The 20,022-nt window shown below is 62.9% G+C and carries 12 protein-coding genes; 6 read left to right on the forward strand and 6 right to left on the reverse strand.

Annotated elements, in window-relative coordinates:
* The first annotated feature begins 58 nt into the window (after positions 1–58).
* From MRBLMA1_RS14470 to MRBLMA1_RS14485, 4 genes are all read left to right on the forward strand, one after another.
* Positions 59–556, forward strand: a complete 498-nt coding sequence (locus MRBLMA1_RS14470; protein WP_363738209.1) for an RNA polymerase sigma factor — start codon at positions 59–61, stop codon at positions 554–556.
* Positions 549–1,538, forward strand: coding sequence for a FecR family protein (locus MRBLMA1_RS14475; RefSeq protein WP_363737540.1), 990 nt, complete (start codon positions 549–551; stop codon positions 1,536–1,538). The genes MRBLMA1_RS14470 and MRBLMA1_RS14475 overlap by 8 nt, the downstream gene beginning before the upstream one ends.
* A gap of 99 nt (positions 1,539–1,637) precedes the next feature.
* Entirely contained in the window at positions 1,638–4,208 is a 2,571-nt protein-coding gene (locus tag MRBLMA1_RS14480) for a TonB-dependent receptor (RefSeq protein ID WP_363737542.1), read from the forward strand.
* A complete protein-coding gene (locus MRBLMA1_RS14485; RefSeq protein WP_363737544.1) occupies positions 4,202–6,322 on the forward strand; it encodes an Atxe2 family lasso peptide isopeptidase in 2,121 nt (706 codons plus the stop codon). The genes MRBLMA1_RS14480 and MRBLMA1_RS14485 overlap by 7 nt, the downstream gene beginning before the upstream one ends.
* A gap of 162 nt (positions 6,323–6,484) precedes the next feature.
* Here MRBLMA1_RS14485 and chrA read toward each other — a convergent pair whose 3' ends face one another.
* Positions 6,485–7,888 (reverse strand): chromate efflux transporter, encoded by a 1,404-nt coding sequence (chrA, locus tag MRBLMA1_RS14490; protein WP_363737545.1) that lies wholly within the window; start codon positions 7,886–7,888, stop codon positions 6,485–6,487.
* Positions 7,885–8,841: a chromate resistance protein ChrB domain-containing protein gene (locus tag MRBLMA1_RS14495; RefSeq protein ID WP_363737547.1), complete on the reverse strand. Its 957-nt coding sequence runs from the start codon at positions 8,839–8,841 to the stop codon at positions 7,885–7,887. The genes chrA and MRBLMA1_RS14495 overlap by 4 nt, the downstream gene beginning before the upstream one ends.
* A 47-nt stretch (positions 8,842–8,888) precedes the next feature.
* On the opposite strand from MRBLMA1_RS14495, the gene MRBLMA1_RS14500 reads away from it, so the two are divergent.
* On the forward strand, positions 8,889–10,256 hold the full coding sequence (locus MRBLMA1_RS14500; RefSeq protein ID WP_363737549.1) for an alginate export family protein: 1,368 nt from the start codon (positions 8,889–8,891) through the stop codon (positions 10,254–10,256).
* A 70-nt stretch (positions 10,257–10,326) separates the two neighbouring features.
* On the opposite strand, the gene MRBLMA1_RS14505 is transcribed toward MRBLMA1_RS14500, so the two are convergent.
* Positions 10,327–12,735: a TonB-dependent receptor gene (locus MRBLMA1_RS14505; RefSeq protein ID WP_363737550.1), complete on the reverse strand. Its 2,409-nt coding sequence runs from the start codon at positions 12,733–12,735 to the stop codon at positions 10,327–10,329.
* A 317-nt stretch (positions 12,736–13,052) separates the two neighbouring features.
* Complete coding sequence (locus tag MRBLMA1_RS14510) at positions 13,053–14,102, reverse strand: NADP(H)-dependent aldo-keto reductase (RefSeq protein WP_363737552.1); 1,050 nt, start codon at positions 14,100–14,102, stop codon at positions 13,053–13,055.
* Positions 14,103–14,395: 293 nt separating this feature from the next.
* Here MRBLMA1_RS14510 and MRBLMA1_RS14515 point away from each other — a divergent pair, with 293 nt between their 5' ends.
* Positions 14,396–16,765, forward strand: a complete 2,370-nt coding sequence (locus MRBLMA1_RS14515) for a TonB-dependent receptor (protein WP_363737554.1) — start codon at positions 14,396–14,398, stop codon at positions 16,763–16,765.
* Here the strand turns inward: MRBLMA1_RS14515 and MRBLMA1_RS14520 are convergent.
* Together MRBLMA1_RS14520 and MRBLMA1_RS14525 are read right to left on the reverse strand one after the other, a co-directional pair.
* Positions 16,735–19,029, reverse strand: coding sequence for a molybdopterin-dependent oxidoreductase (locus MRBLMA1_RS14520; RefSeq protein ID WP_363737555.1), 2,295 nt, complete (start codon positions 19,027–19,029; stop codon positions 16,735–16,737). The genes MRBLMA1_RS14515 and MRBLMA1_RS14520 overlap by 31 nt on opposite strands.
* Positions 19,026–20,021, reverse strand: a complete 996-nt coding sequence (locus tag MRBLMA1_RS14525) for an ABC transporter substrate-binding protein (RefSeq protein ID WP_363737557.1) — start codon at positions 20,019–20,021, stop codon at positions 19,026–19,028. Before MRBLMA1_RS14525 ends, MRBLMA1_RS14520 begins: the two co-directional genes overlap by 4 nt.
* Between the last annotated feature and the right edge of the window lies 1 nt (position 20,022).

The following is a 20,022-nucleotide window of genomic DNA, read 5'->3' on the forward strand; positions in this document are numbered from 1 at the left end:
CCGTTTGCCGATCGACGAAGGCGAGCCGCTGCCGCCGGCGCATGATCGCGTGACATCGATGGCGCCGACCATCGATGAATTGTACCGGGCCGAACGGCCACGGCTCCTGCGCTTTCTCGATCGTCGCGCCCCTGACGACCGCGCCGAGGAGATCGTCCAGCAGGTCTTCACCAAGCTTGTCGCGCGCGCGCAGACCGATGCCGTCGCGATCCATTCGCCCGGAGCCTATCTGCGCGAGGCCGCGCACAATCTCCTGCGCGATCACGCCCGCGCCGCTGCCCGCAATCACCAGTCCCAGCATGTGCCGATTGACGATGTCGAAATTGGAAGCGGGGATTCTGTCGCCGCGTTGGAGGCACGCGACCGCCTTGCCCGTATCGAACAGGCCGTCCTGCGCCTCAAGCCGCTGACCCGGCAAATATTTCTCGCTTGCCGCCTTGATGGCTATAGTTACGCCGAAATCGCGGGACAGACGGGATTGAGCGTGCGAGGCGTGGAAAAGCAGATGAGCCGGGCGATCAAGCAACTGGGGCGACACCTCAGCGATCATGACTGACGCAGTCCGTGCCATTCCGCGCTCTATCCGGGATGCCGCTGGGGACTGGCTGGCGCGTCGCCGGGAACCCGCCCGGCCCGATGTCGAGCGGGCCTTCGCCGTTTGGATGGATGCCGATCCGCGCCACCGAATCGCCTATCAGCAGGCAGAGCGCGATTGGCAGCATAGCCGATTGCTGGCCGACAGAGACGTCGGGCGCACGCGAAAGCTGGTTCGTGCGCCATTCTTGATGCGGCACAGCACCCATGTTGCGGCTGCCAGTCTCGGTGTCGTCGTCCTGCTCGGAATCGGCGGTGTCGGCTTGCTGCGATATGGATCGCCTCTCGAGCTGGTTTCCCCGGCGCAGGCTGCGACCTACGAAACCGCGCTGGGCGAAATCAGGACCATATCGCTGGCCGACGGTTCGCAGCTCACGCTCGACACCGCCACGCGCGTGCGTGTCACCCTTTCCGCGAGCGAGCGGAAGGTCTCATTGGAACGGGGCCGCGCGCGCTTTCGCGTTGCGCCGGACGGCAAGCGCCCGTTCACCGTTACGGTTCCCGGCGGCAATGTCGTTTCACGAAGCAGGCTGTTCGACGTCAGCGTGGAAAGGGGAAGTCCCGTGGTAGCGGTGATCGAGGGGCGGGTCGATCTCACCAGCACAAGTGACGCAGCCTCCCATCCAGCCCGAACGCTTGCCGCAGGGCAGACCGCAGACTTGGGCAATGCTGACGCGCCCCGTCCTACGTCGCCGGCCGAAACCCAATGGGTGTCCGGCATGCTGGCGCTCGATGGCGGCCCGCTTGGCGAGGCCGTCGCCGCCATCAACCGCTACAACCGCATCCAAATACGCCTTGCCGAGCCTGAGCTGGCTCGTCTGTCGGTTACCGGCGCCTTCCAGGTGCGCAATCCGGACGCCTTCGCCCGGGCCGTGGCGGCGACATTCGGGCTCGGTATCGACCGAACCGATCCGGGCGTGATCCTTCTTCGCCGCGCTTCGTAGGACGTTTCGACCCTTCACTGAAAAATCTGTCGTGGGTTTTCAGAACCCGGCGTCTCCCCGCCAACCAGCCACAACGTGGCCAGGGGGAGACACAGGGTAATGGTTCGATTTGACGCAAGATATCTGTTCAACAGCATCGCTGCCGTGGCGCTGGTGGCGGGCCCTTCGGTCGCGCGAGGCCAGGACGTAAAGCGCCATTCCTTTGAAGTGCCGGCGCAAGACTTGGGCGCGTCGCTCAAGGCGCTGGCACTTCAATCCGGGGTCACCGTGCTGGTCGACAGCAAGATCGTGGCGGGCAAGCAGGCCCCGGCGCTTCACGGTTCCTACACGGTCGAGGAAGCGCTGCGCATCCTGCTCGACCGATCCGGGCTGGCCTACACGCCTGTCGATGGCGGCTTTGCCGTGCGGCAGGCCCGCACAAGCCGTGACGACAGTTCGACAAATGACCGGCAGGATATCGTCGTCACGGGAAGTCGACTGCGCGGTGCCGCGATTGCTTCGCCGGTCGTCCGGATCGGTCAGGAAGAAATCCGCGATTCCGGCCAGGCTGGGTTGGGCGACGTTGTCCGCCGTATCCCGCAAAGCTTCGGAGGCGGACAGAACCCCGGCATCGGCATGAATGTCCCCGACGCCAGCGGCGTCGACGTTGGCGGCGGATCATCCATCAATCTGCGCGGCCTTGGGAGCGATGCGACGCTCACGCTGCTCAATGGTCGCCGTCTCGCCTATACGGCAGTTCGGCAGAGCGTCGATGTATCGGGAATTCCGGTGTCGGCGGTCGATCGCATCGAGGTCGTCCCAGATGGAGCCTCGGCGATCTACGGCTCGGACGCGGTGGCCGGCGTCGCCAACGTCATCCTGCGCCGTGACTATGATGGCCTCGAAACCAGCGCGCGTCTGGCCGGAACCACGGACGGAGGTGACTTCCAGCAGCAATATGGCGCGCTGGCCGGGCGCAAATGGGCATCGGGCGGGCTGTTCGCCGCCTATGAATATGGCAGCAACACTGCGATCCGCGCGAGCCAGCGGTCCTATGCCGCGACACGCTCGCCGGGGCTCGATCTGTACCCGGCGCTGCGCCATCACAGCGTCCTTGCCAGCGGACATCAGGACCTGGGCGGCGGCCTGACCTTCTCGATCGACGGACTCTACAATATCCGTTGGAGCGACCTGACATTTCCGACGGTTGCAGGTGGCGATCTCGACGAAGGCAAGGCGACCTTCTCCTCGGTCGACAAGTCCTTCGGCGTCGCGCCGACCCTTACGCTCGATCTGTCCGGCGGCTGGCAGATTGCGCTTGGCGGCACCTACGGCAAGGAACGGGTCGACTATCATCAGGTCGAATGCGCTCTCGCGGCCTGCAACGACTCCGGCCCCAGCTTCTATCGCAACACGGCCAAATCAGTCGAGATCAATGCCAATGGCGATCTCTTCCGCCTGCCCGGTGGCATCGCCAAGATCGCCGTTGGCGGCGGCTATCGTGACATTGGCTTCCAGCGGTTCGTCGGGGCCGGAAGTGCGGTCAACACCGTCGCCTCCCAGGACAATCTGTTCGCTTTCGGGGAATTGAGCCTCCCCTTGATCGGCCCGGACCAGAATCTGCCGCTCATGACCAAGGTCGATGCCAGTGCCGCCTTGCGCTATGAGCGCTACCCCGGCATCGGCGAAGTCGCCACGCCCAAGCTCGGTCTGTCATGGGCGATGACGTCCGATATCAGCTTGAAGGGAAGCTGGGGCAAATCCTTCCGGGCGCCAACGCTCTATCAGCAATATCAGCCGCGCGCGGTCTACCTGTTTCCTCCCGCAGCGCTGGGTGCCACGGGGACGTCGGCAAGCGCGGGGGCCATTCTCATCCTCGGTGGCAATCCCGATCTCAAGCCGGAAAAGGCGACGACCTGGTCGACCACGCTTGCGCTGCATCCGCGCGCACTGCCGGGCGCGAGCCTCGAGGTCAGCTATTTCAGCGTACGCTATCGCGACCGGATCGTATCGCCGATCACCCTGCTGGCCCAGGCCTTGAGCAATCCCATCTACCGCGACCAGATCATCTTCAACCCGAGCGCTACTCAACAGGCCGCCGCCATCGTCAATGCGGGCACCTTCCTCAACATTACCGGCGCGCCCTATGATCCGGCGAACGTCGTCGCGATTGTCGACAATGCCAATCTCAATGCCGGCCGCCAGCGCGCGAGGGGCGTCGATGTGCTGGCCAGCTACAATGCGGAGATCGCGTCGGACCAGCGACTGCACCTGTCGCTCGACATCGCCTATCTCGAAAGCGACCAGCAACTCAGCGCTGGTCAGCCCACCTATGATCTTGCCGGTACTATCTTCAATCCGCCCCATTGGCGAGGACAGGCCGCGGTCGCCTGGACAGGCGGGAACCTGACGCTGGCGGCCAACGCCAATTACACCGGCGGTGTCAGCGACACGCGCTCGACACCGGTCGTGCGCATCAAGGCGATGACCACGCTCGATCTCACCGCGCGCTACCGGGTCGAGCCCGGTGCACCGCTCGGCGGCCTCGAGTTCAGCCTGTCGGTCCAGAACCTGTTCAACGACAAGCCCGATCCGATCGCCACCTCGATACCCTACGACACGCCTTACGATTCGACCAATTATTCACCTGTCGGCCGGATGATCGCCTTCGGGATCACCCGGCAATGGTGAGCGTAGACGTCCGGGGCCGCCTCGGCATAGCGGCCTTGTGCCTGCTGTTTCCCGCCGCGGCGTGGGCGGACTGCGAAAATGTGCTGCCGGCGCATGAAGCATCGAGTACCGCGAACCGCAACCTGACGGCAGCGGACCTCATCCAGCTGCGCGAGATCGGCGATCCCGATTCCGCGGTCTTCAATGGCCCGAGCCCGTTCGCGGTGTCGCCGGACGGCAGTCGTATCGCTTATATCATCAACCGCGCCGATCTCGCGACAAACAGCTATTGCCGCGCACTGGTCGTCAGTGGACTGACGGGCGTCGGCCCACCCGATATTGTCGATCGGGGCGGCGAACTCATCAAGATCATGGACGTGCAGCGCGGCTTCTACCTGCCGAGCGGCGCCACGCGTACCATCGTTCCGTCCTGGTCCCCTGATGGGGGAAGGCTAGCCTATCTGCGGCGCGACAATGGCGTGACGCAGGCGTGGGTGGCACAGGCGGACGGCGGCGGGGCGCGCGCGGTCACGCGCTCGGACGTCGATGTCGAAGCCGTGGCTTGGAGCAAGGACGGATCACGGTTGCTCTACGGCGCGCGAAAAGGCGCGGCGGCCGTGCAGGAGGAGCTTGATCGCGAGGGCCAGTCAGGGTGGCTGTACGACCGCAGGGTCTCGCCAGAGATTTCCGCGCGGCCACTCACCCCAGCTACCGAAGCGCTGGACGTCAGCACCGTCGATTTGCGTACCGGCGCGGTCGTGCCAGCAGATGCTGCGGAGCAAGCGGCAGTCGAACGCGCCGCACCTGCCGACATGCCGGTGGATCCGCAAGCCATCAGTGCTGACGGTCGCAAAGCGCACCTCAAGCGTCCGGACACTTCGCCGCTGACGCCCGCGAGGCTTTTTGTCACGAACGGCGACAGCAGTCGGCACTGCGATGCCGAGGCCTGTGCCGGCGGTATCGTCTCCCTTTGGTGGCAAGGCGCATCAGTGCTTATTCTGCGCCGGGAAGGCTGGGCCAAGGAAGCGATGGCGCTCTATCGCTGGCGACCCGGCGCTGCCCGTCCGACCGCCCTATTGCGCACAACCGACGTGCTGCACGGCTGCGTAATGGCTGCTACCGAACTGGTCTGTACCCGCGAAGACAGCAGGGCCCCGCGCAGGATCATCGCCATCGACATCGCGAACGGCAGGATGCGCACCATTTTCGATCCCAATCCCGAATTTTCCGGCATTCGCCTGGGTTCCGTCACTCGGCTCAGATGGCGCAACGATCTTGGTCTGGAAGCATGGGGCGACCTGGTTCTGCCGCCGGGGCACAAGCCCGGACAGAAACTGCCGATGGTCGTCGTGCAATATCATAGCGACGGCTTCCTGCGCGGTGGCACCGGCGACGATTATCCGATCTTCCTGCTCGCCCAGCGCGGGATCGCCGTGCTCAGTACCGAGCGGCCCAATTTCTTCGCCGCGGCCTTTCCCCAGCTCAAGACCTGGTACGAGATCAATGCCGCCAACCAGAAGGATTGGGGTGAACGCCGCAGCCTGCTGTCATCGGTCCTTACCGGCGTGCACATGGCCGTGGATCAGGGCGACATCGATCCCGCGCGCGTGGGCATCACGGGCCTGAGTGACGGCGCGTCGACCGTTGCCTTCGCCTTGATCAATTCGAAGGCATTTGCAGCCGCGGCGCTCAGTACCTGCTGCATGGAGCCCAATACCACGGCCACCTATGGTGGCATCGCCTGGGCAGAGTGGCTGCGCGGCATGGGCTATCCGCCCGCAACCCGGGACAATCCTGGCTTCTGGAGCGACATGTCGCTGGCGCGAAACGCTACCTGGATCGATACGCCGCTGCTCATGCAACTCGCCGACAATGAGTTCCGGCTGGCGCTCGAAGCCTTTGGCGCCCTGCACGAGCAGAACAAGCCAGTGGAGATGTATGTCTATCCCGACGAATTCCACGTGAAATGGCAGCCGATCCACCGGCGCGCCGTCTATGACCGCAATCTGGACTGGTTCTCCTTCTGGTTACAGGGCCGGGAGGATTCGGATGCCGCCAAGATTGAGCAATATCGTCGTTGGAACGGGATGCGACAGGGAACTCCCCCTGCCTCATTGACGGTTCCAGTCCGCTGATGGGCTGCTCCCGACTAGCAGATTTCGGTTGCAAAAGTCGAATAGCGACGGCCTCTCGGGGGGATGAGAATGCCAACTGTCGATCCCAACCGGTCAATCCGCGAACGATCGCGAGCGACCTTGGGGCAAAAAGGCGCTGCTTGGTCGAGTTGAAGCTCCCGATTACACGATCAAGAGGTAGGCAGAACCCAAGACAGCAGAAGCGAGGAGAACCGGAATCATACCAATTTTTAACCTGAAAACAGCCAGCGCGGCGGCCATTGCCAGGAGAAGCGCGGGCACATTCAGCGATGACAGTACAGGCACGTCGAAGCCGCCGCCAACGCCGCCCACAGTCCGGACCTGCGTGAAGAGCGTGTGGATGGCAAACCAGATGGCGAGGTTCATGATCACGCCGACCACTGCCGCCGTTATCGCCGTCAACGCCGATGAGAGGGCCCGGTTGCCGCGCAGGCGCTCGACAAAAGGTGCGCCGGCAAAAATCCACAGGAAGCAGGGCACGAACGTTACCCAGGTGGTGAGGATCGCGCCCAGCGTTGCAGCGAGCAGCGGAGGGAGTCCTGATGCTTCGCGAAAGGCAGCCAGAAAACCAACAAATTGCGTGACCATGATGAGTGGCCCCGGCGTTGTTTCGGCAAGACCCAGGCCATTGAGCATTTCACCAGGCTTCAGCCAGCCATAGGTGCCGACCGCTTCCTGTGCGACATAAGCGAGCACCGCATAAGCGCCGCCGAAGGTCACGACCGCCATTTGGCTGAAGAATGTGGCAATTTGAGTGAAAACATTGTCTGGCCCGGCAAGGACGAGCAACGCTATCACCGGAGCGAGCCAAAGAACGAGAAAAGCGCCCGAGATTTTGAGTGACCAGGAGAGATTGGGACGGGCATGGTCCGGAAGACCTTCGCCCAGCGCAGTTTCGGCGTCGTGAACGATCTTGCCGCCAGCAGGGCCATGACCGCCGCCGCCCTTGAACGCAGAAAGGCCGGCGCGCCCGCCAACATACCCACCGATGCCCGCAAGAAGGACGATCAGCGGAAACGGCGCGTCGAGGAAAAAGATGGCGACGAACGCCGCTGCCGCTATTCCTCGCATCACGTTGTTCCGGAGCGCTCGCGATCCCACGCGCACGACAGCCTGGATGACGACGGCGAGAACAGCAGCCTTGAGGCCGAAGAACAAACCCTCTATCAGCGGGGTCTGCCCGAGCAGCACATAGATGCAGCTGAGGCCAAGAATGGCGAGAAAGCCGGGCAGGACGAACAGGCATCCGGCTACCAGCCCGCCCTTGGTCTTGTGCAGCAGCCACCCGAGATAGGCGGCAAGCTGCTGCGCTTCGGGCCCAGGCAGCAACATGCAGTAGTTCAGTGCATGCAGAAATCGTTCCTCCCCGATCCACTTCTTCTCTTCAACCAGGATGCGGTGCATGACCGCGATCTGGCCGGCAGGCCCGCCAAAGCTCAGGGCGGCAATGCGCGCCCACACGCCTGCCGCTTCGGCGAACGGAATGCCGTGATCGCCTGTGCCCTGGACCGGCGCGTCAGCAGGAGCAAAGGGAGCAGCAGTCATTGTTCGGTTCCCCTCGCGCTGAAGAATGCATGGAACTGGTTGAGCGTTTCGCCCGCCTGGGCGATGCGCTGAAGGTCGTCGTCGGTGGAAGCGCACACCCCGGAAAGGATCGCTCCCAGTCCCGCTGTTTCCGGTCGATTGAACTTGCCGTCCGCGATATCGAGGTCATGGATGATTTCGCCGATGGCTGCGAGGGCAGGATCATCGGAAAGACCCGCTCGCAGCATGATCGTCTCGAAGCTGCATCGATCTTCCTCATGGGTGAACTCCGCTTCAGCCATGTCGAAGCGCAGTTCGTCCGGGCCGGGCAGATAGGTGCGGGCATCAACGAATTTGAAGGTGGCCACCGGGTCGACGAACCGGCGAATAAGCCAGGCACAAGCAATCCGATCGACATGAACCCCGCTGCGCGTCACCCAGACCTTCGATTTCAGGTCCGGCGGGTGTTCGGCCGGAGGCTCGGTGCGGCTGATATCAGGATGCTCGTAGCGTTGGCGGACAAGCTCAGCGAGCGCAACCTCGGCATCCTGGCGGCGTTGGGCCCTGAAATAGTCGAGTGCCAAGACCTCGTTCATTCGTTTCTGAAGCCGCGCAATTTCGCTTCCGCTGGCGGGGCCGGTTTCCAGAAGGCGTCGGGCGCTTTGCGTAATTTCGTCATAATCCGCGTCCCGTGCGCCATCGAAAAGCGCCTGAATGTCCGCATCGTTCATGCCGGCGAGCAGTCTGGCTTCGATCAGGATCGCTTCGCCCCCACCGGCGACGATCTCATTCAGCAGTTCCTGAAGAGTTGCTTCGTGCTCCAGTGTCTTCGGCAGCACGTGGACGGCGTTCTTGATTGCCACCGCGCCGATTGCCTGCAGACGACGCCAGATTTTCACGCGCAGATAGGGCGGCTTCGTCGGAAGCTGGTGGAGTAGAGCAATCCACTCGACAGGGGCTGTTGCGCGTTTCATGATATTACTATATCTCATTTTCTATATATATAGAATAGGTATATCATATGTGGCGTGAAAAGCTTGTCATGCGGACGCGATGGGTTTTGGCCGCAGGCGGGGCGTTTGCAGCCAACGCCAGCTTTGCCCAGGCTCAAGAGGCGATAGAGGGGTTTTCGATTTCGGGAGCGATGCGCCTGCGTTATGAGGCGATCGACGGCCAAGCCCGTGCAGGCTTCAACAAGAGCGACGATATGGTGAACCTCCGCACCAATGTGCTGGCTCGGTTTCGCAAGTCCGACATCGAGGTGGCTGTCGAGCTTTATGACAGCCGGGTTTGGGGTGATCGCGTCGGGACGCCTGTATCGACGAATGAGGTCAATGCGTTCGAACCGGTACAGGCCTATATTGCAGGCACGTTGACAGACCCGCTTGGCGACCGGTCGAAGATCTCGATCACGGCGGGACGGATAATGCTCAATCTGGGTTCTCGCCGACTTGTGGCAGCCGACGATTATCGTAACACCACCAACGGCTATACGGGATTGAAAGTTGATCTTTCCGCGAAGGGTGGATGGAAAGGGACTTTCATCTACACATTGCCGCAAATTCGCTTGCCCGACGCTCTCCACGATGTGCGTTCGGCGAAGGTGAAGCTCGATAAAGAGAGCTTCGATCTTGTGCTATGGGGCGGTCAGCTAAGCCGCGCGAAAATGATCGGTCCGGCGACGATCGAACTTACCTACTTCCATCTAGGTGAGCGTGATGCTCCAGGCCGCCCCACTCGCGATCGTTCATTAAATACATTCGGTGGCCGAGTGATGCTCGATCCCAAGCCAGGACAGTTCGATTACGAGATAGAAGGTTTCTACCAGACAGGCTCGGCAAGTATCTCGGCGTCGCCTACGGCCGCGCATCAAAGCGTCGCTGCCAATTTCATTCACGTCGATGCGGGCTATACCTTCGCGGGTGCCTGGACGCCTCGTTTTTCAATTGAATATGACCGGGCAAGTGGTGACAAACCGGGTGGGAAGTTCGGCCGTTTCGACACGCTCTTTGGCATGCGGCGTGCCGATCTTGCTCCGGCGGGCCTCTATAACGCGCTTGCGCGCACCAACATCGAAACTGTCGGGGTAAGGTTCGAAGCCAAACCCAGTCGACGCCTCGACTGGTTCGCGGTCTACAGGCCCATGTGGCTTGCATCGCGCCAGGATAGTTTCTCATCCACCGGCGTTCGCGATGCTACAGGGAGGGCCGGTGATTTTTCTGGCCACCAGTTGGAGGGCCGCATCCGTTACTGGCTCGTACCGCAGCGCCTGCAGTTCGAATTTGATGGCCTGGTGCTGTCCAAGGGGCGGTTCTTGCGGGATGCACCGAATGCCACCGCAGGACGATGGACGCGGTACGCCTCATTCAATCTGAGCGCGATCTTTTGAGAGTTGCACCCGCAGTGCGACGAGTTTCCTGCTCCGGCAAATTCGGGGACCGCCCGCCCCCAAGGGGCCTTCAATATTGATATACGACCTTGAAGAAGATGGTCCGGGGCGCGTTTTGCGCGCCCTGAACAAGCTGCGTTCCCGCAAAGGGGCCGGCTCTGAGTGGCGTGCTGACCGGTGAAAGGGTCGAGAAGTAGAAGGCGTTCCCAATGTTGCGGGCCGTCAGCGTGAAATCCCAGCGCCGGTTCGCGGTGGTGAAGCCGATGAACCCGTTCACGAAATGCTTGTTGCCGATTCGATATTGCGGGCTGTTGAGCAGGTCGGAGAAATAGGATGTCTGCCAGTTCACGCTGCTGCCCAGCTTGATCGTGCCGACGCCGCCGATCGGGATGCCATAATCCGCCGAAGCGAAATATTGCCATTCCGGCTGGCCCGAAAACGCCTTTCCCGTGTAGTTGTAGGCCGGAACCGTTCCCAGGGTCGGCGCAGAATAGTCGTCAAACCGCGTCTTGAGGTACGTTACGTTGAGCGCCAGCGACAGATTGTCGACCGGCTGTAGGGATGTCTCCAGCTCGAAGCCCTGGGTATACGCCGCCGGCGCGTTGCCGCGGGTGCTCACATAGGTGCCAGAAATAGGGCTGAAGGCTGACACGGCCGTCTGGAGATTTTTGTAGTCGTTGTAGAAGCCCGTCAGGTTGACGCGCAGGTGGCGGTTGAACCACTCGCTTTTAACGCCGCCTTCATAGGTGCTGACCGTTTCCGGTGCGTATGGCAGAGCGGTGGCGAGGTTGAGGGCGCGATTGTTGAACCCTCCCGCGTCGAAGCCCTTGGCAAAGCTTGCGAACAGGAAGATGGCGGGCGTGACCTGATAGGAGAGGCCGAGCTTCGGAGTGAAGGCGTTCCACGTCTTGTGGTTGAGCACGTTGGCGTTGGTGAAGTTGATCTGGGATGCGGCGATGTTGACGCCGAGAGCCGGGATCGCACCCCCGGTCCGCACCTGCGGATAGAGCGTCGGATCGATCGGATTGCCGTCGAGGTCGTCATTCACGCCCTGAAAGTCGAAGGCCCGGCGAATGGTGATGTAGCGTCCGCCGGCTGTCAGCGTCAGCCGGTCGGTCAGACGATAATTGGCTTGCAGATAGGCCGAATAGTTGCGGGTGATCGTCCTGCCGATTTGGTCGAATGGCGCGGCCGGTAGCGCGGTGTCCGACGCTGGAAGGCCGGTGACATAGCCGATGCGGTTACTCCGGAAATTTTCGAACAGATAATAGAGTCCGCCAGTAAAATCGAGGCGATTCCAGTCACCCTGCACCTGCAACTCTTGGGTGAAGCTTTTCTGCTTGTACACGATATAGTTGTCCGAGATGTCGACCCGGCGCGGCTGGGCGCTGTTGTAGGGAAGGCGGTTCTGGCCGTCATTATTGTAGTTGACCGGGTTCTGGTCGAACGCGCGCAACGCGGTGATCGAGTGGATCGAGAGATGCGGCGAGAGGTCGAAGTCGATCCGGCCCGTAAGCCCCCCGGAGTGCGACCGGTTGATGCCGTAGCGCCCGGCATAGCTCACATTGTCCCCGAACGCCGAAAACTGCGTCGGGCTGAACAGCGTCCCGCCGGTGATGGCGCCCAAGCCGGACAAGGCGGGATTTGTGGCGTTATAGGTGGTCGGGACATATTGCGCGGCCTGCGAATGATCGACCGTGCCGTCTGCGGTGAGGATGAACTTCAGCGTGCTGGACGGCGTGAAGACCAGCTTCACGCGGCCGCCATCTGTATTCTGGTTGTTCACGCGACGCTGGAGTGATGGGTTCCAAGTATAGCCTTCATGCTCGTCATGCGCGAATGCGATGCTTGCAGCCAGCAGGCCCGGCATCAGCGGGCCGGCGACATAGGCGTGGGCATTGAAGGCCTTGTAATTGCCGTAGCCGGCGTCAAACCGCAGATTGAGTCTGTCGCCCGGCGTACGCGTGACGTAACGAACAGCGCCGCCCGCCGAATTCGCTCCGAACAGAGTGCCTTGCGGCCCTCGCAGCACTTCTATCCGTTCGATGTCGGTCAGGTCCGACATGCCGTTGATCGCGCGCGGCAGATAGACATCGTCAATATAGATGCCGACCGTTGGGTCGAAGATCGGATCACTGTTGCCGATGCCGCGAATGAAGAAGGTATTGGTCAGCGGCGTGATTCCGGTTGGCGGCGTGTAGAGGCCCGGTATTTGCCCGGCGAGATCGCGGGTCGTCAGGACATTCTGGTTGCTGCGAAAGGTCTCGTCGATCACGCTGACCGCGACGGGCGTGGACTGGAGCCTGGTTTCCTTTCGGGTGGCTGTGACGACGATATCGCCAAGGCCGTTGCCGGCGTCCGGCGCTTTCACAGGGTTTGTCGGTTCCGTTGCCAACGCTGGCTCGATCGACAGGAGAGCGAACGAAACGACAGGCAGGGCGGCGGCTGCGCGCAGCCACTCCCGATTGATCGACGGCATATGATATCCTTCTTGGCTGAGGCTCGGGCGTCGCGGCGCTCAAAGCGCCTGACGCCGATCGACACATGGGCAAGAGCTGCCGGTTGAGGATTACGCCTCCATATCGCCTCATCGGAACAATGCCCCCCAGGGCTTACGCCCTTGGCGGTAAAACTACTAATTTAGTAGAGAATGTATAATGAACTTTGCTGAGCCTGAAAGAAAGCCGGCTCAACCAATGAGTGTTGCTGATCGGAGCGGATTGGCCGCTCATGGGTAGGGGAACGGGGTGGCAGGCGATGGGCGGGGTGCCATCAACCGGCGCTCGACCGGGGCGGTCAGGGGCAGGGGTCGGGAATCTCCCGATGCACCGCTTCGATGGCCGCGACGGCTTCGGGCGACAGGACGATGCTGGTGCTTGCGATATTCACTTCGAGCTGTTCCATGGATGTTGCGCCAATGATGTTGGCCGTCACGAAATCACGACTGTTCACATAGGCGAGCGCCATCTGCGCCGGATCTAGGCCGTGCGCATGAGCGATGGCGACATAGCGGGCGCTGGCCGTCCCCTGCCCCGGCAGGTCATAGCGGCCGAACTGCTTTGCGACACCCCGGCGTGAGCCAGGCGGAATGACGCCGCCTAGATATTTACCGGTGAGGTTGCCGCCGGCCAAGGGGGAATAGGCGAGAAGACCGACCCCTTCCCGCAATGCGAATTCGCTAAGCCCGCCCTCGAACGTGCGATTGAGGAGATTATAGGCGTTCTGGATCGAGGCGATGCGGGGCCGCCCCTGATCGCGCGCGAGCCGCAGATATTCGGACACGCCCCAAGGCGTCTCGTTGGAGACACCGACATGCCGCACTTTGCCGGCCCTGACCAGGCCGGCGAGCGCGTCGAGCGTCTCCTCGATCGGCACTATTTCCGGCATGTCGTCGATCTGCGCGAGGCCGCGCGCGCCGAAGGACGGCACAGGGCGGTCGGGCCAATGGACCTGATAGAGATCGACATAGTCGGTCCGCAGGCGCTTGAGGCTGTCGTCGATCGCCTGCTCGATATTGCGCCGGTCCAGCCGGTTGTTGCCGCCGCGAAATTCCCGTACGGGATCGCGCGAGGGGCCTGCGACCTTCGTCGCAACGATGATGTCGTCGCGCTTGCCGCGCCTAGCGAGCCAGCTCCCGATAAATTCCTCGGTTTTCCCCTGCGTCTCTCGGCTGACAGGCGTGACCGGGTAACCTTCGGCCGTGTCGATGAAATTGATTCCTTGTCCGATCGCATAGTCGAGCTGGGCGTGCGCCTCCGCCTCGCTATTCTGCGATCCCCAGGTCATGGTGCCGAGGCAGATGAGGCTGACCTTGATATCCGTCCGTCCCAATGTCCGATACTTCATGAAGATGTCTCCTGTCGCCGGCGCCGCCTTAGCCGAAAGAGGCCGCTGGCAAATGGTCCGAAACGCGGGTTGAGAATTTTTCACGTTTGTATGAGCGGCGTTAACCGAGGGCGGCCGGATCGAGGAAACGAGCGCAGACAGCGCGTTACCCAGCCGGATATATACGGCATGACGCATTCATCGTTGAGCAGCGCTCAATGCTTTCGCATTCGCAATAGGACGCCGCGCGATGCGCATTGGATGCATCGGGCTGTCCTTCCCTATGCGGTCCCCGATTCATCGAGGGGAAGAACATGCATCGTCGTCCAGCCCATATCATCCTGGCCCTGTTGGGCAGCGCTGCCGCGCTGTCGCTGCCCGCGACCAGTTTCGCCCAGAGCCCCGAGCCGGAGGGCGAAGCCGGCGAGGCGGCGGTGCAGGACATCGTCGTCACCGCCCGTTACCGGAAGGAAGACGCCCAGAAAGTGCCGATCGCCATCAGCGCGATCAGCGGAGATAGGATCGCGGCGCAGGGCGCGTTCAACCTCAAGCAGTCGATCCAGCAACTGCCAAGCCTAAACATCCAGGGCTTCAGCGGCCGCAACCAGACGATCACGATCCGCGGCATCGGCACCAATTCGGGCGGCACCAACGACGGGCTGGAACAGGGCGTCGGCCTCTATGTCGACGGCGTTTATCGGCCGCGCACCGGATCGGTCATCACCGACCTCATCGATGTAGAGAGCATCCAGTTGCTGCGCGGCCCGCAGGGCACGCTGTTGGGCAAGAACACCGTCGCCGGCGCGATCGACGTGAAGACTCGCGCGCCAAGCTTCACCAATGAAGCGAGGGCAGAAGCCAGTTACGGCAATTACGACTATGCTCGCGGATATCTTAGCCTCAACGCAGCGCTCAGCGACACGCTGGCGGTGCGCCTGTCCTATCTGCGGACCTCGCGCAGCGGCCTCATTCGCAACATCGTCTACAATGAAGATTGGGACAATCTGGACAATCATTCGGCGCGCTTCGACCTGCTCTACAAGCCGGCGGACAATGTCCGGCTGCGCTTCATCGCCGATTATTCGATCCAGAAGGGCGATGTGGGCTTCCAAAGCATCGCCCGCGTCCTGCCCACCACCCTGAACGACGGCATGCAGGTGCGCGGCTTCTACCGCCGCGCCGCCGATGTGGGCTATGCGCCGGGCAGCGTGAACGCTTTCGACAGGCAGGTCGATCTCGACAGCAGCCAATATGACAAGATGCCGAGCTACGGCTTCCAAGCGCAGCTCGACGTCGATCTGCCGGGCGTGACGCTCACGTCGATCAGCGCCTATCGCAACTGGAAGTGGATCCCCAATTATGACGGGGACCAGATCGGTGCGGAGATCTCGACGCTGGGCGTCGTAGATACCGACCAGCAGCAGGTGAGCCAGGAATTCCGCCTGGCATCCACCGGCGAACGCACGATCGATTTCAGCGCCGGCCTCTATTTCTTCTGGCAGGAGGCGGACGACAAGCAGCGGACGGTCTATGGCCGCGACGCAGTCGGCTGGCTCCGCACAGCCAACACCCCCACCGCGACTGTCTCTCCGCTGCCCTCGGTGATCCTCGACGGGCTGGAGGCGTTCGCCCATGTCGTGCCCGCGACCCATAGCTATGCCGCCTATGGGCAGGCGACATGGAACGTCTCGCCGCGCTTCCGCGTGACGGGCGGGCTGCGCTACACCTATGAGCACAAGACCGGCCTGTACGACGCCGAGGCAAGGGGTGATGTGACGCCGATCAGCGCGCTGCCCGCAGCGGTCCAAGCGACAGCCATCGCTTTGCGCGCCGCATACGCGGCTGTAGCGAGCTATTATGTCAAGAATAACAGCAACAATCTGTCGGGCACGCTGATCGCGGCCTATGATGTGTCGGACGATGTCCACGCCTATTACAGCTATTCGCGCGGCTATAAGTCGCCCGGCATCAACCTCGTCCGCCAGACTTTGGGCGTCGATGTCTTCGTGAAGCCCGAAAAGGTCGATGCTTTCGAACTGGGTGTCAAATCCCGGCTTGCGGAAGGCGCGGTCGAGCTGAACGGGGCGCTGTTCTGGACAAAAGACCAGAATTATCAGGCCAACTACGCCAATACGCAGGTCAGCCCGGCGGCCTATTATATCGCCAATGTCGGCACGCTGCGGTCGCGCGGTGTTGAGCTCGACGCCCGCTTCGCCCCGGTCGAGGGGCTGAGCGCGACCTTCGCCGCGACCTATAATGATGCCAAATATACGCGGTATACGAACGCGGTTCCCGACTATCTGAACAGCTACCGGACCTCGATCGACCTGTCGGGCCGGCAGGCGTCGGGCGCGCCCAAATGGTCGCTCGGCGGTACGGTTGAATATGTCCATCCGGCGGGCGGCGAGAAGGAGTTTTATGTCGGCGCAGACGGCAGCTACCGCTCCAGCTATTTCGCGTCGGTCAATCTCGATCCCTTCTCGCGCGTGCCGGGCTCCGCCCTGTTCGGCGCCCATGCGGGGCTGCGTCGCTCCGACGGCAGGTGGGACGTGTCGGTCTGGGTCCGCAACCTGTTCGACAAGGATTATTACAACACGATCAGCGTCAACGCGACCTATGGCGTGGCGATGGCGGCGATCGGCGAGCCGCGCCTCTATGGGCTGACGCTGCGCGGCAAGATCTGAGGCGGATCGAATATAGTAACGCGCGGCGGTTCGCCCTCGAACCGCCGCGCTTCGATCAGGCAGGTCTGGGCGACGCAGCCCTGTGACAGGCCGGAAGCGCCGCGATCGAGCGTCAGCACATTGGGATTGCCATGGCGTTCGAGGTTCGGGCCGGAATCGAACCAAGCCCCGGTCGCAAGTCGCGCCACCCCCGGCATGATCGCATCACTCAGGATCGCACCCGCCAGGCACCGGCCGCGATCATTGAACAGTTCGACCAGATCACCATCGGCGATGCCGCGCGCCGCCGCATCGCCGCGATTGAGATAGACCGGCTCGCGTCCTGCCACCTTGCCCGCACGGCTATAGGGGCTTGCGTCGAGCTGGCTGTGCAGCCGTCGTTCCGGCTGGTCGGAGAGGAGGTGGAGCGGATAGACTTTGGCCTTCTCATGGCCGAGCCACTCGAACGGCTCGCGCCAGACCGGATGACCGGGGCAGTCGGCAAGATCGAAACGCGCGATCCGCTCGGAAAAAATCTCTATCCTGCCTGATGGCGTCGGCAGCGGGTACGCTCGCAGATCGCGGCGGAAATCGGCGTGCATGACATACGGCGCATCATGTGCGGACAGGTCGATCAGGCCGTTTTCCCAAAACTGGTCGAACTCGGGAAGGTTGATCCCGGTGGTGGCGATCTTCTCCGCGCTTTCGCGATAGAGGCGCCGAAGCCAGCCCATTGTGTCGAGCCGTTCGGTAAAGGCTTGCTCCGTCCCGAGCCGGCGGCTTAGCGCAGCGAAGATGGCGTGATCGTCGCGCGCCTCGCCCTGTGGTGGGACGGCCTGGCGCATGGCGACGAACAGTCCTTCGCGCGTGGCGAAACCGATGTCGTCGCGCTCCAGCGAGAGGGTGGCGGGCAGGACGATGTCGGCCTGCCGCGCAACCGGGGTCCAATATTGTTCCTGCACGATGATCGTGTCGGGCCGCGCCCAGCCCTGTCTCAGCCGATTGAGGTCCTGATGGTGGTGGAACGGGTTACCCCCCGCCCAGTGGACAAGCCTTATGTCGGGATAGCGATGGACCCCGCCATTATAGGTGAAGCGCTCTCCGGCACGCAGCAGCATGTCGGCGATGCGCGCGCAGGGGATGAAGGCCGAAACGCCATTGCGCCCCTGCGGCAGGAATGGGCCGGGCAGGCGCGGATGCGGGCTGCCCATCACGTTCATCGCGCCATAGCCAAGGCCGTAGCCGCACCCCGGCAGACCGATCTGCCCGACCATCGCGGCGAGCGTCACCAGCGCCCAGAAGGGCTGCTCGCCATGCGCGGCGCGCTGCAACGCCCAGGCGCAGTTGAGCATCGTGCGGTGGCGCAGCAGGTCATGGCCAAGCGCGGCAATCCGGGCGGCGGGAACGCCGGTGATCGCGGCGGCCCATCCGGGCGTCTTGGGCGCCCCGTCCGCTTCCCCCAGCAGATAGGCGCGGAATATGTCGAAGCCGACCGTATGACTGTCGAGGAAGCCGCGGTCGAACAGCGGATCGTGCAGCACCACCCAGGCCAGCGCCAGCATCATCGCCGTGTCCGTATTGGGACGGATGGCGATCCATTCGCTCGCATCATTATCGCCCAGATTGTCGCCGACCGGGCCGATATTGACGATCTGCGCGCCGGCTTCGCGCAGACGTTTCAGACCGGAACGGGCGCGATGCCGGCCGGCGCCGCTGGAGGAGACGCGGGTGTTCTTGAGCGGAACGCCGCCGAAGCTGACGAACAGGGTACAATGCGCCTCCAGCACGTCCCAGCTCGTGTGCGAGGCGTTGCTCTCGTCCATGCAGGTCGCGATGTGCGGCATCAGCACCCGCCCGGCACCCAGGCTGTAACTGTCGACGCTGCGCACATAGCCGCCCAGCATATTGTAAAAGCGGTGGAGCTGGCTTTGCGCATGATGGAAGCGGCCGGCGCTCGACCAGCCATAGGAGCCGCCGAAGATCGCGTCGTTGCCATGGTTGCGGTGCACCCGCTCGATCTCGGAGGCGGCGATGTCGAGCGCCTCATCCCAAGGGAGGTCGATGAAAGGCTCCTCGCCTCGTCCTTCGCGGTTCCGTCCCACCAGCCAGCCCTTGCGGATCGCCGGACGGGCGACGCGCAACCCGGTGACGCTGTCGTCGAGCTGATCGAGACCGATCGGATTGGGATCGGGGTCCATTCCCAGCGGCGACAGGTGGGGGGCACCGCCGCCCGGATTGGCCTCGACCTCATAGACGCCCCAATGGGCGGCCGAGTAGCGGCTCATGAAAAGCTGGTGTTGAACAGTGGCCGCACGTCCAGCTTGCGATCGATCACCTTGGCGCGGAAATAGCGGTCGGCGGTCGCCTGCTGCTGGGCGATCAGCGCATCGTCGACCTTGGCGGGGAAGCGGTCCGCACGGCGCTGCATAATGCGCAGTATGTCGAGCGCAAGGCCCGTATCCTTGTGCATCAGCGCGACGTAGGCGTCGCGGTTGCGCGCCGCCCACCTCCAGCCGGCATAGAGCCGGTCATGATAATCCTGAAGCAAGGCGCGCTTGTCGGCGATCGCGCCTTCGCGCCCGAACATCAGACCATAGCCGGGCACAAGATGTTGCTTGCCGGGCAGGATGCGCGCGCCGTCCTGCTCAGCCATGGCGGCGTTGGGGTCCCAGATCGCCCAGGCGTCGACCGCACCGCTCTGCAACGCCGCGCGCCCGTCCGAGGGCGAGAGAAAGGCGAAGTTGACCGTGTCGTAGGGCTGGTCATAGGCTTCCAGCACGGCGAGCACATGATTGTGGCTGATCGACCCGCGCGGGGTCGCGACCTTGTGCCCGGCGAGATCCGCAAGCGACCGGATCGGCGAGTCCCGCCGCACCAGCACTACCGGCCCCATGCCGCGCGTCGCCTGCGCGCCGATCGCCTTGATCTTCGCGTCGGTGCCGGCGGCGAAGATGAACGCCGAATCCCCGCCGATGCCACTGTCGATCGCGCCGGCGTTCAGCGCCTCCAGCAGCGGCGCCGCATTGGGAAATTGCGACCAGATAATCTCATATGGCACATCGTCCAGCCGCTTCGCCCCCTGCAACACCACGCGCGATCCGCCGCGCTGGTCGCCGACGAACAGCTTGCCCTTGCGGGCCGCGCCATCGCCCGCGCAGGCGGTGAGAAGCGAGCCGGCCAGAAGGCCGAGAGTGTGGCGACGGGACAGCATCATGGGCATGGACCACCATTTTTCCGAAGATGCGACGTCTATCAGGCGCGGCGTCGCCTGAGGCATG

It is taken from the genome of Sphingobium sp. LMA1-1-1.1, assembly GCF_040676365.1.
GTDB lineage: Bacteria > Pseudomonadota > Alphaproteobacteria > Sphingomonadales > Sphingomonadaceae > Sphingobium.